The 16,241-nt window shown below is 41.4% G+C and carries 12 protein-coding genes; 7 read left to right on the top strand and 5 right to left on the bottom strand.

The window, feature by feature from the left end; all coding sequences use genetic code 11:
• Positions 1 to 287: 287 nt before the first annotated feature.
• The 3 genes from QM351_RS05955 to QM351_RS05965 all read right to left on the bottom strand — a co-directional run bounded on the left by QM351_RS05955 (position 288) and on the right by QM351_RS05965 (position 3,556).
• On the bottom strand, positions 288 to 2,627 hold the full coding sequence (locus QM351_RS05955) for an endonuclease MutS2 (protein WP_414326971.1): 2,340 nt from the start codon (positions 2,625 to 2,627) through the stop codon (positions 288 to 290).
• Positions 2,628 to 2,700: 73 nt separating this feature from the next.
• On the bottom strand, positions 2,701 to 3,255 hold the full coding sequence (locus tag QM351_RS05960) for a CvpA family protein (RefSeq protein WP_021153876.1): 555 nt from the start codon (positions 3,253 to 3,255) through the stop codon (positions 2,701 to 2,703).
• Positions 3,256 to 3,265: 10 nt separating this feature from the next.
• Complete coding sequence (locus QM351_RS05965) at positions 3,266 to 3,556, bottom strand: hypothetical protein (protein ID WP_003005477.1); 291 nt, start codon at positions 3,554 to 3,556, stop codon at positions 3,266 to 3,268.
• 136 nt (positions 3,557 to 3,692) lie between these two features.
• Between QM351_RS05965 and rnhC the strand changes: the two genes are divergently transcribed.
• From rnhC to QM351_RS05980, 3 genes are all read left to right on the top strand, one after another.
• The gene (gene rnhC, locus QM351_RS05970; RefSeq protein WP_414326972.1) at positions 3,693 to 4,592 is read left to right on the top strand and encodes a ribonuclease HIII; all 900 of its coding nucleotides are present in this window, start codon (positions 3,693 to 3,695) and stop codon (positions 4,590 to 4,592) included.
• Positions 4,593 to 4,595: 3 nt separating this feature from the next.
• On the top strand, positions 4,596 to 5,246 hold the full coding sequence (lepB, locus tag QM351_RS05975) for a signal peptidase I (RefSeq protein ID WP_070590042.1): 651 nt from the start codon (positions 4,596 to 4,598) through the stop codon (positions 5,244 to 5,246).
• Between the two features lie 67 nt (positions 5,247 to 5,313).
• On the top strand, positions 5,314 to 7,746 hold the full coding sequence (locus QM351_RS05980; protein WP_414327025.1) for an ATP-dependent RecD-like DNA helicase: 2,433 nt from the start codon (positions 5,314 to 5,316) through the stop codon (positions 7,744 to 7,746).
• Positions 7,747 to 7,754: 8 nt separating this feature from the next.
• Here QM351_RS05980 and dinB read toward each other — a convergent pair whose 3' ends face one another.
• Positions 7,755 to 8,861, bottom strand: a complete 1,107-nt coding sequence (dinB, locus tag QM351_RS05985; protein WP_414326974.1) for a DNA polymerase IV — start codon at positions 8,859 to 8,861, stop codon at positions 7,755 to 7,757.
• Between the two features lie 260 nt (positions 8,862 to 9,121).
• On the opposite strand from dinB, the gene pflB reads away from it, so the two are divergent.
• From pflB to QM351_RS06000, 3 genes are all read left to right on the top strand, one after another.
• Positions 9,122 to 11,437 carry a formate C-acetyltransferase gene (gene pflB, locus QM351_RS05990; RefSeq protein ID WP_049471905.1) on the top strand — a complete coding sequence of 772 codons (2,316 nt, stop codon included), beginning with the start codon at positions 9,122 to 9,124 and terminating at the stop codon, positions 11,435 to 11,437.
• Positions 11,438 to 11,857: 420 nt separating this feature from the next.
• Positions 11,858 to 12,616 (top strand): threonine/serine exporter family protein, encoded by a 759-nt coding sequence (locus QM351_RS05995; RefSeq protein WP_023919150.1) that lies wholly within the window; start codon positions 11,858 to 11,860, stop codon positions 12,614 to 12,616.
• A gap of 4 nt (positions 12,617 to 12,620) precedes the next feature.
• Positions 12,621 to 13,088: a threonine/serine exporter family protein gene (locus QM351_RS06000; RefSeq protein WP_003005049.1), complete on the top strand. Its 468-nt coding sequence runs from the start codon at positions 12,621 to 12,623 to the stop codon at positions 13,086 to 13,088.
• 1,226 nt (positions 13,089 to 14,314) lie between these two features.
• On the opposite strand, the gene QM351_RS06005 is transcribed toward QM351_RS06000, so the two are convergent.
• The gene (locus QM351_RS06005; RefSeq protein ID WP_037608378.1) at positions 14,315 to 14,521 is read right to left on the bottom strand and encodes a hypothetical protein; all 207 of its coding nucleotides are present in this window, start codon (positions 14,519 to 14,521) and stop codon (positions 14,315 to 14,317) included.
• A 1,310-nt stretch (positions 14,522 to 15,831) separates the two neighbouring features.
• On the opposite strand from QM351_RS06005, the gene QM351_RS06010 reads away from it, so the two are divergent.
• Positions 15,832 to 16,119 (top strand): hypothetical protein, encoded by a 288-nt coding sequence (locus QM351_RS06010; RefSeq protein WP_238676522.1) that lies wholly within the window; start codon positions 15,832 to 15,834, stop codon positions 16,117 to 16,119.
• Positions 16,120 to 16,241 lie beyond the last annotated feature (122 nt).

Below are 16,241 nucleotides of genomic sequence, written 5' to 3' on the forward strand. Positions count from 1 at the left end.
TCATTGCCTCTATTATAGCACTTTTAAAAGGGAGGACCTACTGAAAATCAGATTTAAAAGCGAATCCTTTTCAACAACTTTCAATCATTTTCATTTTATATAATTTTAAAAACCCTAGCTGTTTATCAGCTAGGATTCAGATTGAAGAAAAAGTTTCTGTATTTTCTTAATTCATTCTAAGAATTGGAACATATTTATATTTCTATGCAGAATTACTTAACTTATTTTTCTTTAAAAAAATTTAGTCTACATTCTAAACCCTAGCTAATGAAAAGCTAGGGCTTGACTTATCCTTTAAACGTAACAATGGTTGCGCCACTTCCACCCGCATTTTGGGGGGCATATTCAAAACTTTTGACGTGTTTGTTGCGACGGAGGTATTTGGTCACCCCTTCACGGATAACTCCCGTCCCAATCCCGTGGATGATATCGACTTGGGCCATGTTGTTGAGTAGGGCCTGATCGATAAAGCCATCTAGCTCTTGCATAGCCTCTTCATAGCGTTTTCCACGGAGATCCAGACGCGCTCTTGGCCCACTCGTATTCGATCGTTTGACGACATTCACCTGGCGTTTCTTAGGTTGAGCCGCTTCTTTTTCAGCCTTGATGAGGTTGAATTCTTTTTCTTCCAAGGTCATCTTGATCAAGCCGACTTGCGCCTCCCAGCGACCATCTTTGAGTTGCTTGACCAGGGTTCCGCGTTGGCCATAGCTGATAACCAAGATTTCATCACCTACCTTAGGAGCACGCGCCTTTTTGGCTTTTTTCAAGACCTTGTTTTTAGAAAGGTCGACGGTCTCAGGCGCTAGTTTTTTCAACTGAGCCTTGGCCTCAATGATCTCATGGGGTTTCAACTGGGATTTGGCGTGAAGGCCCTGAAGGATACGGTCACTCTCTGAGAGGGCCATGTCCACAATTTCCTTGGCCTCTTCTCTCGCCTTATTGAGCTCTGTTTCTCTCTCTCGGGTCAATTCGTTATAGAGTTTTCGAAGAGCACGGTTGAATTTGAGATTTTCTTGTTCGACCTCTTGAATGGTATCCAAGCGCTTGCGACTTTCTAAGGTCTGCGCCTCCAATTTTTCAATAATTTGATTAACATCATTATCCGTATTGGTCATCTTCATGGCATCCTGGATAATGGTCTCAGACAAGCCCAAACGGCGGGCAATTTCAAATGCATTGGAGCGGCCAGGAACTCCTTGCATGAAGCAATAGGTCGGACTCAGACTCGCTGTGTCGAACTCCATGCTGGCATTTTGCACCCCTGCAGTCTCAATCCCGTAAGCCTTGAGCTCTGGATAGTGGGTCGTCGCCATGGTCTTAATCCCGCGTAAGCGCAGGTCTTCTAGGATGGCAATAGCAAGGCCAGCCCCCTCTTGAGGATCGGTTCCAGCCCCCAACTCATCCAGAAGGATCAAGGAGGCGGTATCTACTTGATTCAAGATAGATACGATATTGGTCATATGACTGGAGAAGGTCGACAAGCTCTGCTCGATCGATTGTTCATCTCCAATATCTGCAAAGACCTGTGAGAAGATGCCCACACGACTACCTGGATCCGCTAGGATGGGAAGACCAGACTGGGCCATAATTTGCGCTAGTCCCAGCGTTTTTAGCATGATGGTTTTCCCCCCTGTATTGGGACCGGTAATCACGATTTCTGTCAAGTCCTCGGTAAAATGCAGGTCATTCGCGACGGCATTTTCAATCAAGGGATGACGTAGTTGCAAGAGCTGAATGGAACGATTGCTACTTACCTCTGGTACCACTGCCTTACAATCGCGCATAAACCGATACTTGGCCTTGATCAAGTCTAAGTGACCAATAATCCAAGCGTTATTTGCAATCTCTGCTGCATGAGGGCGCAGGGTGTCAGATAATTCCTCCAGAATCTGAATGATTTCATACCGTTCATCTGCCCGGTGGTTGGCAATTTCTTCATTGAGATTGACGACTGCCCGAGGCTCTATATAAACGGTATTCCCGCTGGCTGAGATATCGTGGACCACCCCTGCAATCCGGTTGCGATAGGTGTTTTTTACGGGTAGAACATTGCGGCCATTCCGACTAGCAATCACAGCATCCGCCAACATATCGGCCTTGCTTTTCAGCAGATCTTGTAGAATCTCTCTGACCTGGTGTTCATTTTCTTGGATGCGACGACGGATTTTGGCCAATTTTTCACTGGCAAAAGACTCGACAAAGCCACCTTCGTTGATAGCTTGAAGCCCACCTTGTAGGCGAGGAAGATCCACCAAGTTGTCAAAGAGGCGATGGAGCCTTTCCAGACGGACATTTTCCAAGTTGTCGTAGAAATCCTTGAGCTCATGTGTCACCCGAAGAACAGCTTTTAGCGCTAGTAATTCATCGATATTGAGGGCCGCCTCCATCTCCAAACGCTTGGCCACTGGACGGACATCTTGAATGGTCGACACGGCAAAGCGAGGCTCTTCCAAGAGAATCTGCTCCATATCTTCTAGCTCCATAAAGGCCGTTTCGATACTTTCTTTTTTATCAGTTGGAGTAAGGGCTGCTAGCTCCATCTCCCCTTGTTCTGTCTGTAGATAGGGTTCAAAGAGTTGCTTGACCTTGTCAAACTCCAGAATATCTAAGATTTTTTTATTCATGTTTCTCCTACAAAAAAAGTGAGCGTCCTTCCTTGAATCGGACTTGTCTCACTCCTTTCTTCATTTTTGCTCCTTAAGCTCCGATAATCGCAGTCACCCACAAGTTGTGGAACAGACTGGAACTGATCGGGGTATGAAGGATAATAAAGCGGATCAATCCACTTGCATTGAGTCTATTTTGGATGGAAGCCATGGGAACCGTTGAGAGGACAGTCAAGCCCATCTGGATGACCAAGAGAGTTATCACGACGGCGATCACACCCGCTCCAATTTGATACTTGCGATCCTCCAGTTTTTCTGGCTGAGGTACCAAGTGCATAAAGATCCCAATCACACGACCAATCAGGTAGATCATCGCAAAAATCAATACATATGCCAAACCTGCATAAAAGATGTCATCTAATTGAAATAGGTAGCGGTTGGCATAAAAATAATTCACCGATTGCTGGGTGGGACTCGAAAAAGGAACCCATAGAGACAACACCTTGGCCAGTCCCTTGTAGCTGCCACCTGCAATCAAGAGGGCCACTAAGGTCACTAGAAAGTAATAGGACTGGAGGATAATCCCTCTTGCATAGCCAATATAAAAGCTCCATGCCAAAATCAATAAGATTAAGAAAGTTAACATGTATCTCCTCTTATTTGGATGATTTATCCTTTAAGTCGTCTAAAGCCTTGCGACGAAAATCATCTAATTCTTTTTCTTTGTCGTCAAACTCAATCTCGCGATTCAGTTGCATGGACAAACTGTTTACTGCCAATAAGATCGCGATGGTTTCATCATCTGCCTCTGGCATTTGTTCCTTAATTGCTTGGTATTTTTCTTTCGCAACACGTTCGACTTCTTCCATAAACAAATTATCATGGTTGGTTGTTAAAGTGAGCGCTTTGTTTCCAAATGTAAATTTATATCTATTTAAGCTCGCCATAAAAATCACCTCACGGTATTATACCAAAAAAGGCTAGCTTTGTCAGTAGCAAAGCCCCTCTTCACAGGGATTTTCCAGTGGATTCTTTCTTTCTTTTTGCTCCCTCTCTCCCTGAATTTGTGGTACAATAGTGGTTATGGAAAGTATGACACTCACTCCAACACAGGAGCAAATCCTTGATTTTGTCCATACCTATCGCAGTTCTCTCTCTCAAAGCAAGAATCCTCATATGGATTATTTCTTTCGACTAGAGGGAGCGACCGTTTCGATCTACAAGTCTGGAAAAGTCTTGCTTCAGGGCAATGACCTTACTCCTTACCTGGCCTTTTTCGGGCAAGATGCTGGGAACCCTAAAGGTTCTACCACTTCATCTGCAGGACAAGATCTAGCCATGATCGGAACCGACGAGGTTGGAAACGGCTCTTATTTTGGTGGACTCACCGTCGTCGCATCCTTTGTCACACCTGACCAGCACGACTGGCTCAAAAAGCTCGGTGTTGGGGATTCAAAGACCTTGGATGATCGAAAAATTCAGCAATTGGCTCCTCTCCTTGAGGAAAACATCCAGCACCAAGCACTCTTATTGTCTCCAAAGAAGTACAATGAAGTCATTGCTTCTGGCTACAATGCTGTTTCGGTCAAAGTGGCTCTGCACAATCAGGCCATCTATCTTCTATTAAATAAGGGAGTCCAAGCAGAGCGAATTGTGATCGATGCCTTTACGACGGCTAAAAACTACCAAAAATACGTGAAAGCTGAAAAAAATCAGGTCACCCAAGCCATTGATTTGGAAGAAAAAGCAGAAAGCAAGTATTTAGCTGTTGCGGTTAGTTCCATCATCGCCCGCAATCTCTTCCTTCAAAATCTGGAAGATCTGGGCAAGGAACTGGGCTTTAATCTCCCTAGTGGAGCAGGGGCGAAGTCAGACCAAGTCGCTGCTAAACTGCTTCAGACCTACGGGATGAAAGCTCTGGATTATTGTGCCAAACTCCATTTTAAAAACACAGAAAAAGCAAAGAAATTACTAGAAAGATAAGTTATGTCAAAAAGAAGTTCAAAACAGTCATCTAGCTCACCAGTGGTGAGATTCCTTAAAGAATGGGGCCTCTTCAGTATTATTGTTGGTCTCATTATCGCCTCTCGCATCTACCTCTGGGCTCCGGTCAAGGTGGACGGCCATTCGATGGATCCAACCCTAGCTGATAGCGAGTACCTCCTTGTGGTCAACCACCTCTCGATTGATCGTTTCGACATTGTCGTTGCCAGTGAAAAAGACGACGACGGTAAAACCAAGGACATCGTCAAACGGGTCATCGGTCTTCCTGGAGATACCATCCAATACGATAACGATACCCTCTACATCAATGGGAAAAAGACCAATGAGCCCTATTTGAAAGACTACATCGCTCGTTTCAAAAAAGATAAATTGCAATCGACCTACACTGGAAAAGGGTTCGAAGAAAACGGAGAACTCTTCCGCCAATTGGCCAATACAGCCCAAGCTTTTACAGTAGACAAGGATGGCAATCCTAAATTTACCTTGAAGTTGCTCGACGATGAATACCTCCTACTTGGAGATGACCGGATCGTTTCAAAAGATAGCCGTCAGGTCGGAGCTTTCAAGAAAGAACAAATCAAAGGGCAAGCCGTCTTTAGACTATGGCCGATCTACCCTTTCAAAACTTATTAGTATAGATTAACAGACTGAGGCTGAGACAAGTATGTCCCAGCCTTGCTTTATAAAAAGGAAAGAAATGATGGAATATTATTTTTCTGGTACTATTGAGCGCATTATTTTTGAAAATCCTAGCAGTTTTTTTCGAATCCTCTTGCTCGATATCAGCGATACCGATGCCGAAAACTTTAATGATTTTGAGATTATTGTGACGGGCACCATGGCAGATATCATGGAAGGCGAAGACTACACCTTCTGGGGGGAGCTGGTCCATCATCCTAAATACGGAGAACAGCTCAAAATCAGTCGCTATGAACGTGCCAAACCCTCTAGCAAGGGCTTGGTGAAATATTTTTCCAGCGATCACTTTAAAGGAATTGGTCTCAAAACAGCCCAAAAAATCGTGGACCTCTATGGGGACGATACCATTGACAAAATTTTGGAGGCCCCTGAAAAATTAGAAGAAATCACAGGTCTCTCCAAGAAAAATCGCCTGGCTTTTGTAGAAAAACTCCGTCAGAATTACGGAACGGAGCGCATTCTCGCCCAACTAGCCAACTATGGCATTCCCAATAAATTGGCCTTTCAGATCCAAGATTTTTATAAAGAAGAAACCCTCCAGATCGTGGAGCAACAGCCCTACCGATTGGTGGAAGATATCCAAGGCATGGGCTTTAAAATCGCGGACCAACTAGCCGAAGAATTGGGGATTGCAAGTGACGCCCCTGAGCGTTTCCGCGCGAGCCTGATCCACAGCCTTTTTAGCTACTCTATCGAGACTGGAAATACCTTTATCGAAGCCAAGGACCTCCTGCGCTATACCATTGACCTTCTAGAATCCGCTCGTCCAGTAGAATTGGATCCTTCCACTGTCGCCCAAGAATTAGGACGCCTCATCGAGGAAGACAAGGTCCAAAACGTGGACACCAAGATCTTTGACAACAGCCTCTTCTTTGCGGAGGAAGGGATTCGCAGTCATATCGGTCGATTGTTGGAAAAAGGAAAGCAAGCTTCATTTGATCCTGAGAAAATCAACCAGGCGATTGAGGCGGTTGAAAAAGATCTGGGAATTCGCTACGATGCGATTCAAAAAGAAGCGATTCACCAAGCGATCCAAAACAAGGTCTTTATCCTCACAGGGGGTCCGGGGACAGGAAAGACTACCGTTATCAATGGGATGATCAGCGTCTATGCCCAACTCCACCAACTGGATCTTTGGAAGAAACAAGACCTGCCGATCCTCTTGGCTGCCCCAACAGGACGGGCAGCTAGGCGCATGAATGAGCTGACCGGACTTCCGAGCGCCACCATCCACCGCCATTTGGGGATGACAGGGGATGATGACACCAGCCACTTAGAGGACTACCTAGATGCAGACTTTATCATTGTGGACGAATTTTCCATGGTTGATACCTGGCTGGCTAATCAATTACTTAGCAACATCGCAACAGATACAAAACTCTTGATTGTGGGAGATGCCGACCAATTACCATCTGTCAGTCCTGGTCAGGTCTTGGCTGATCTCTTGCAGATCCCAAGCATCCCTCAGACCAAACTGGAGCATATTTTCCGTCAGAGTGAGGACTCGACCATTGTCTCACTAGCAGGAGACATTCGCCAAGGCAAGCTCCCTCAAGATTTCACAGAACGAAAAGCTGACCGCTCTTATTTTGAAGCCGGAAGCGAACACATCCCTAAGATGATCGAACAAATCACTTCTGCTGCCCTTCGCAGTCAGATTCCTGCTCGAGATATCCAAGTCTTGGCACCTATGTACAAGGGCCAGGCCGGCATCGACAATATCAATACTCTCATGCAAGACCTTCTCAATCCAGCTGTCAAAGATCAGGTGGTTTTTGACACGCCAGACTGCCAATACCGCGATGGAGACAAGGTCATCCATCTGGTCAATGATGCAGAAAGCAATGTCTTTAACGGAGATATCGGCTACATCACCGATCTTCTCCCAGGAAAATATACAGAATCCAAGCAAGATGAATTGACCATCCAATTTGATGGCAATGAAATCGTCTATCCGCGCAATGAATGGTACAAGATTCGCTTAGCCTATGCGATGAGTATTCACAAATCGCAAGGAAGCGAATTTCCGGTGGTGATTTTACCCATTACCAATCAAAGTCACCGGATGTTGCAGCGCAATTTGATCTATACCGCCATCACGCGCTCTAAAAGCAAACTCATCCTCTTAGGGGAATACAGCGCCTTTGATTACGCCACTAAAAATACCGGTACTGCCCGCAAGACCTACTTGGTGGAACGCTTCAAGGACCTGGACGGAGGCGAGACAACCAAAGACTCTTCTTCATCCGTTGCCACGGATTCCCCTACAGTCGAATCTGCGCGAAGCAAGGAAGAAACTGTTGAAAGGAAGACTGAGCCTGATGAACCGACTGTCTATTGGCTGACAGAAGACAATCTCCACACCATCTCTCCTATGATCGGACTGACTGAAGAAGAGATTGCAGCCTTTTTTGACATCAAAAAATACGACTAGTGAACAGACTAGTCGTTTTCTTTTTCTTCCACCAAAGGCAACTCGGTATGATCGACGAAATTGGTCATGATGACACCCAAGAGGCGGATTCCAGTATTTGTCGAATCGATTTCTTGAAAAATATGGCGAGCGGAACGATTGATCCGCTCAGCCTCTCGTGTTGGCTCCGTCAGTGTCATTCGCTTGGTCAGGGTGGTGAAGTCTCCATAGCGCACTTTTAAGACCAAGGTCTTGCCTTGCTTGCCGTGTTTTTCCAGCGATTGGGCCACCTTACTGGACAGATTGGCAATTTCTTCTAAAATATCATCCTCAGCATAAAGGAGCTTGCGGTAGGTCCGCTCTTTTCCGATCGACTTGCGGATCCGATGGCTCTTGACAGGGCTATTGTGAATCCCTCGCGCCTTACGAAAGAGATCATAGCCAAAGCGCCCAAATCGATCGATCAAGGTCATCTCCGGGATAGCTAAAAGATCCGCGCCAGTATAGACCCCCATCTCATGCAGGCGCTCCACTGTCTTCTTTCCTACCCCGTGAAATTTGGCAATGTCCATCTGGCTCAGGAAATCCTCGGCATCCTCCGGCAAGACCACCGTTAGGCCACGGGGTTTCTGGTAGTCACTCGCCATCTTGGCCAAAAACTTATTATAAGAGACACCAGCTGAAGCTGTGAGATGTAGCTCTTCCCAGATCGCATGCTGAATCAAGCGGGCAATCTTGACAGCGGATTTGCTCTGGATTTTATTTTCCGTCACATCTAGATAGGCTTCATCAATACTCATGGGCTCGATGAGATCTGTATAGCGCTTAAAAATCTCACGAACCTGTTCGCCCACTTCTCGGTATTTTTCATAATTTCCAGAGATAAAGATCGCGTGGGGACAAAGGTCTAGCGCTTCTTTGGAACTCATAGCCGAATGAATGCCATATTTCCGTGCTTCATAGTTACAGGTCGAGACCACACCTCTCCCTCCCGATTGACGAGGGTCCTGGCCAATTACGACAGGCTTCCCCTTTAAACTAGGGTTGTCTCTTTCTTCGACGGCAGCAAAAAATGCATCCATATCAATATGAATAATCTTGCGACTCGTATCATTCACCAATGGAAATATCAGCATTTTTCACCCTCCTTTTTTCTATTATAAGAAGAAAATTTTAGAATTGCAAAAATCGGCCCTTCCTAAAAACATGAAAATTGATGGAAAACCGTATTTGTTTTCAAAAATGTAGTACAGTATCACAGAAGAGTTGAAACTGTATTATAAAAGAATCTGTTGTTTTTCGCAATTTGCCTTTGTGTAACCGGTTTCTGTGTGGTATACTACTATTGTAAGTGCAACAGATATAGTTGCTAGAAAGACAATAGAGGAAAATAAAAATGGTTGTTAAAACAGTCGTTGAAGCACAAGATATTTTTGACAAAGCCTGGGAAGGCTTCAAAGGTGAAGATTGGAAAGAAAAAGCAAGCGTTTCTCGCTTCGTTCAAGCTAACTATACACCTTATGATGGAGATGAAAGCTTCCTAGCTGGTCCAACTGAACGTTCTCTTCACATCAAGAAGATTGTTGAAGAAACAAAAGCTCATTATGAAGAAACTCGTTTCCCATACGATAACCGTCCAACATCTATCGCTGATATCGCAGCTGGATATATCGACAAAGAAAACGAAGTCATCTTCGGTATCCAAAATGATGAATTGTTCAAATTGAACTTCATGCCTCGTGGTGGTATCCGTATGGCGGAAACTACTTTGAAAGAAAATGGATACGAACCAGATCCAGCAGTTCATGAAATCTTCACAAAATACGTTACAACTGTAAACGATGGTATCTTCCGCGCTTACACTTCTAACATCCGTCGTGCTCGTCACGCTCACACTGTAACTGGTCTTCCAGATGCATACTCTCGTGGACGTATCATCGGGGTTTATGCACGTTTGGCTCTTTACGGTGCTGACTACTTGATGGCTGAAAAAGCAAACGACTGGAACTCTATTACTGAAATCGATGAAGAATCAATCCGTCTTCGTGAAGAAGTAAACCTTCAATACCAAGCACTTCAAGAAGTTGTTAAATTGGGTGACCTTTATGGTGTAGACGTGCGTCGTCCTGCCTTCAATACAAAAGAAGCAATCCAATGGACAAACATCGCCTTCATGGCTGTCTGCCGTGTGATCAACGGTGCTGCTACTTCTCTTGGACGTGTGCCAATCGTTTTGGATATCTACGCTGAACGTGACTTAGCTCGTGGTACATTTACTGAATCAGAAATCCAAGAATTCGTTGACGATTTCGTTATGAAATTGCGTACTGTTAAATTTGCTCGTACAAAAGCTTACGACCAATTGTACTCAGGTGACCCAACCTTCATCACAACTTCTATGGCTGGTATGGGTAACGACGGACGTCACCGTGTTACGAAGATGGACTACCGTTTCTTGAACACTTTGGACAACATCGGTAACTCTCCAGAACCAAACTTGACAGTTCTTTGGACTGACAAATTGCCATATAGCTTCCGTCGCTACTGTATGCACATGAGCCACAAACACTCTTCTATCCAATACGAAGGTGTAACAACAATGGCCAAAGACGGATACGGTGAAATGAGCTGTATCTCATGTTGTGTATCTCCACTTGACCCAGAAAACGAAGAACAACGCCACAACATCCAATACTTCGGTGCTCGTGTTAACGTGCTTAAAGCTCTTCTTACTGGTTTGAACGGTGGTTACGACGATGTTCATAAAGACTACAAAGTATTTGACATTGATCCTATCCGTGACGAAGTTCTTGAATTCGAATCTGTTAAAGCAAACTTCGAAAAATCTCTTGACTGGTTGACAGACACTTACGTAGATGCTTTGAACATCATCCACTACATGACTGATAAGTACAACTACGAAGCTGTTCAAATGGCCTTCTTGCCAACTCACCAACGCGCTAACATGGGATTCGGTATCTGTGGATTTGCCAACACTGTTGATACATTGTCAGCAATCAAATACGCTACTGTTAAACCAATCCGTGACGAAGATGGCTACATCTACGATTACGAAACAATCGGTGAATACCCACGTTGGGGTGAAGATGACCCACGTTCTAACGAATTGGCAGAATGGTTGATCGAAGCTTACACTACTCGTCTTCGCAGCCACAAACTTTACAAGAACGCTGAAGCAACTGTTTCACTTCTTACCATCACTTCTAACGTTGCTTACTCTAAACAAACTGGTAACTCACCAGTCCACAAAGGGGTATACCTCAACGAAGATGGTTCTGTGAACTTGTCTAAATTGGAATTCTTCTCACCAGGTGCTAACCCATCTAACAAAGCTAAAGGTGGATGGTTGCAAAACTTGAACTCACTTGCTAGCCTTGACTTTGGTTATGCAGCTGACGGTATCTCATTGACTACTCAAGTTTCACCACGTGCTCTTGGTAAGACTCGTGACGAACAAGTTGATAACTTGGTAACCATCCTTGATGGATACTTCGAAAACGGTGGACAACACGTTAACTTGAACGTTATGGACTTGAACGATGTTTACGAAAAGATCATGTCAGGTGAAGACGTAATCGTACGTATCTCTGGATACTGTGTAAACACTAAATACCTCACTCCAGAACAAAAAACTGAATTGACACAACGTGTCTTCCACGAAGTTCTTTCAATGGATGATGCCTTGAACTAAGATTCAAATAGATCTTAAAAAACCAGTCGGAAACGGCTGGTTTTTTTCATCCCCATCGCAAGAGTATTCTGAATTTTGAAAGAGTTTAAGAGCTTACTATATAGGGTTTGACAGCGCTTTCTCCAAGTGTTATAGTAGAGCTGTAAATAAGATAGAAGGGGTGATCCTATGTTTTTAACATTTATTTTCGCTATTATTTGGCTCTTTATCCTGATTGCACTGATCTTTTTAGCAACCCTTCTCGTCCAGGATAGCACCGTGCAGCACCACCACCCGAGTTAACGAATGATAAGCCTAAACAATAGCTATTCTAAACGAATTCAGAAAGGATAAGAAACAAACTAGAATTGTCAAATTTTAGTTCTGTCTCTCGTCCTTTTTTGCTATAATAGAAACAGATTATTTAGTAAGAAGGAAATTATGGAAGAGTCAAAACAGATCAACCAAGTGATCGACGTCCTGATGTTAGCTGGAACCCTCCTGATAGAGAGCGGTTCTGAGATTCACCGGGTCGAAGATACCATGATCCGGATCGCCCATTCACAGGGAATCGTCGATTGCAATGTTTTAGCGATGCCAGTCGCTATTTTCTTTTCAATCGAGAATGCCAATGTCACGCGCATGAAACGGATCTTGCGGACCAATTACAATATCGAAAAGGTCTGTGATGTCAATCAGATCTCTCGTCAACTCGTCTCTGGAGAGATCGATCTCGAGCAAGCCTACCAAGCCCTGAGCGAGTTGAAAATGAAGCGAGTTCCTTATACCAATCTCCAGTTGACCATTGCAGCAACTCTCAGTGCGCCTTTCTTCTCCATCATGTTTGGAGGAAATTTCTATGATGCGATTGGAGCGGGTATTGCGACTGTCTTTGCCTTTGCTTTTTCTCTTGTCGTTGAGAAATACGTTCGCATTCCTTTTGCCACTGCCTTTGCGGCCGCCTTTGTCTTTGGTTTTTTGGCCCATATCTGGACGCGCTATAGTGGTTTTCCTTCCAATACCGATCTCATTATCGCAGGCTGTGTCATGCCTTTCGTTCCTGGAATCGCCATGACCAATGCTGTCCGAGATCTGATGAATTACCACCTCAACTCTGGGATGAGCAAACTCTTTGAGACTCTCCTCATTACTCTTGCACTTGGTGCCGGTACAACCGTTGCCCTCGTCCTTATGAAATAAAATCATGAACCTAACTGAATTTTTAATCCAAGCGGTGGCCAGTTTGATTGCCATCATCACCTTTTTAATTGTCCTAAATGTGCAGCGCTCCATGTTGATTCCTGGAGGAATCCTAGGCATGGGCATCTGGCTACTTTACTATATCCTAAAAGGGCCTACCAATGTCATCGTTGCAACCTTTATCGCAGCCATTGTCGGCTCCTGTATCAGTCAGATTTTAAGTATCATTCTCAAGACGCCTGTCGTGGTCTTTATGTTGTCCATTCTCGCACCCTTGGTTCCTGGATATATTTCCTATCGGACCACTTCCTTCTTTGTCAGTGGGCAATATCGCCAAGCAGTAACCAGCGTGACCCTGGTGGTTATTCTTGCCTTGGTGATCTCCATCGGGATGGCTAGTGGATCTGTTGTCTTGAAACTCTACCATTCTTACCAACGCCATCAAAAAAGAAAAATGACCAATGCCAACTAGCATTGGTTATATTAGTGACAAAGTCTTCTCAAAAACTTTCCTTAGGTCCAAAACTCCCGAGTGCTAGAAACAATAGTGTTTCTAGCACTTTTCTCATGGCGGAAAGTTTTTTTATTTTCTTGATTCATTTTAAAAATTGGAACTCATTTTTATTTTTTGAAGAAAACTAAAAGTTTATGTACAATTGACTAAACTAAAGCTAAACCATTGATTCAACTGAATTTGATGCATAAAGTACATTCTTTAAAAAGTGTACTTTATTTTTGTTTTGTAAATTATTCTGAAACTACTTTCACATATTAAAAATTGAATCTAAATTGCTGTAGGCCTATAATAAAGATAGGGATAAAAAGAATTCTTCCTAGAAAGGAGTATACTGTATCATATGTGACAGTATTATTAATGAATCATGAAAAAAATAATTACTATAGTACAGTGTATTTTGTTTCCCGTGTCTCCTTATATAGCTAGAGAACTATGCTTGATGAGTAAAAATCTGGTCGATAATATGTTCCTTACATTCTTTATCATGCTAACAATTTCTTTTTGGCTTGGTATTTGGAAGTTGGGAGATCTTGTGGGAAATCCAAAATAGAAAGTAAAAAGTTGTGCTATAGATGAGATTTCTATTTATTTTAATTATTTATATGCCTTATTTCTTTTATTTAAATTGGAAGGATAAGCCTAAACAAAAAAATAAGTCCTTTTGCTATCTTTATAAGTTTTACATGATTTACTTGTGGTTTATCCTCATAATTTCCATAATGGCTATCGGTATTTTATCCCTTGCAGTACTAGCTATTAGAGACGAAAAACTTACGTTTGGTTTCTTTGTTTTATCTTTTTTAGGTGTAGTTCCATTTAGTTTCTATATTTTTAGTATTCTAAAAGAGATAAAGGAATTAAAGCAAATAAAAGGTAAGTAAATAGATAGACATAATCTAATTTGAATTGTCTTTATCTGGACTATACATCCGTATCTTGAACAGGTTACTAAAAAGGTGCTAAATTATGAAAAAAGTCCCATTGTTAGTCTAAGTTGTTAGTATTTTAAAAAAAGACAAGGTGTTTTATCCTTGTCTTTTCGTTTTAGTATTGCTTTTGTTTCAATGACAATAAGTGTGTTCTTTTAATATTAGGTTTTGAAGAACCTTGATATTATGCGTTTTATTGTGGGGAGATTTACTTTATTTTCTCCTGAAATTGAGTTTTTACCTAGTATCGTTTTACTTCCGATTAGAGATAACAAATTTATCAATGAATAGTAAGTGATATAATGCAAGTACAAATCCCCAGAAACTACCACGAAGAGAGAATTCTTGATGATTAAGAGGAAGCAAATCACGGTTTCCTATATAGATGCATGTCAAAATCACAAATAGAATCCAAAATAAATCAGTCCATTTATATTTTGAAAAATATTTTTTTAGCATAAGAACACCTTCTTCCTTTACTACATTAGTATTATATGATAAAATGTAAGCGAATACAAATAAAAAGGAGGATTGACCTTATGAATGAAAAAAATCGTACATATTTTATTTGTGCAAGTATTATTATTTCATCTATAATTTTAGGACTCTTTATTTATTACGGAATTTATAACGGATTTGACGTTTTGGGTCAATTTGTACACGATGGCCTCAGGATAATTAGTAGTAATCTTAATAATACTAGTAGTATTCAGTAGTTAATAGCAATAGAGTTCAAATGAAAAAACGGTAGTTTAGTGAATGCTGAACGCCGTTTTTCTTCAAAAACAACTTTCCGAAAAATCGTTCTTTTTCCGAAAGATGTTGAATGAACTAAAAAACAGCCTAAACCGTTGGGGCTGTAAGGAATTTTAGCGATAGATTGTCCGCCCTCTAAACTTAAATCAGCTCAGAATGGCTATCTCAGCATGATTTTTTAACATTTTATGCAAAAAAATAACTATTCGGTATCAAAATTTCGAGAATTTTACCGAATAGTTAAAAAAAGAGCAGAATAGAATTTTTTTATCGTATCTAATTTATAGAGTTTGTTGGGATTGTTGCTGAGTTTTTTTGTTTATCATTTGAACTTTATTATTATATCATAAAAATGATTAGAAAAACAGACTTGAATTATTTTGAAATTGGTATATGATGAAGGTATAAAAACTATTAAAATAGCCTGATAGAAAGGGGAATAAAAGAATTAATCAGGCTATATAAAATTGGTGATTGGTATTTAATGTTGTAAAACAAGAAAGGAAAAGGTAAAATATGCAATTACATAAAAAAATTTTTATAGTGGCGTTGGTTTTATCCATTTGTATCTCACTTTATTTTCTTATCAATCCGTCTAATATCTTCACCTTTCCGATCCGTGTGCATTCATTTGATGACACATTTAAATATTACATGTTTGTGAAGATTGGAATTGTATTATTATTTATCAAATTCTTACTGGATATATGCTTAGAGTATATCAAGAATTGGTTTAAAAAGTTTTGATATATCTTCACACAAAAAACTTAGCATGTTTAGGAACTGAACCCCAATAATGGAACAAGAGAAAACCCTCTTATGCGACCAGTTTTCTGTACTCTACAGGAGGCTGGTCATTTATTCTTTATAACATGTTGTATATAAAAAATTGAAACAATAGAAAAGATTAAGAGGATTAACAAGATAAAAATAATTATTTTTTTTCATTGTAGTTCTCCTTTATTTTTTGTATGATTATATCAGAATGTTTTTAAAAAATGAAAGGGTTTTCTATGGAAAATGATGTGTTTTTTGATTATTTTTTAAGATCACTTAGGTTTCATTTACGTGATAAGTGTAAGGATATTGGATTTATAGAGTTTTTCAAAGATGAAAATAATTGTTTTATTACTATAGAGGATTATGTTTTGGAATCTTTTGTAATATTGTCAAATATTTTGAGTCAGGAGAGGATTGTGTTTTCTTGTGGAATTATTTATAGTAAGGGGGTAGTTACTGGAGTAGAAGTATATATGAGTGTATTAGAGTTAGAAAGATTAAATAAATTGTTTAAAATATAGTTTTGAAGCATATTAAATTTTGTCGGACAATAACGAAGCGGTCCTACTAGTCATTTTGAAAGCTGGATGACTTATCTAAGTCACTCAGCTTTCAAAAAAAGTCCCATTGTTAGTCTAAGTTG

It is taken from the genome of Streptococcus parasanguinis, from assembly GCF_047465465.1.
In the GTDB taxonomy this organism is placed as follows: domain Bacteria; phylum Bacillota; class Bacilli; order Lactobacillales; family Streptococcaceae; genus Streptococcus; species Streptococcus parasanguinis_AI.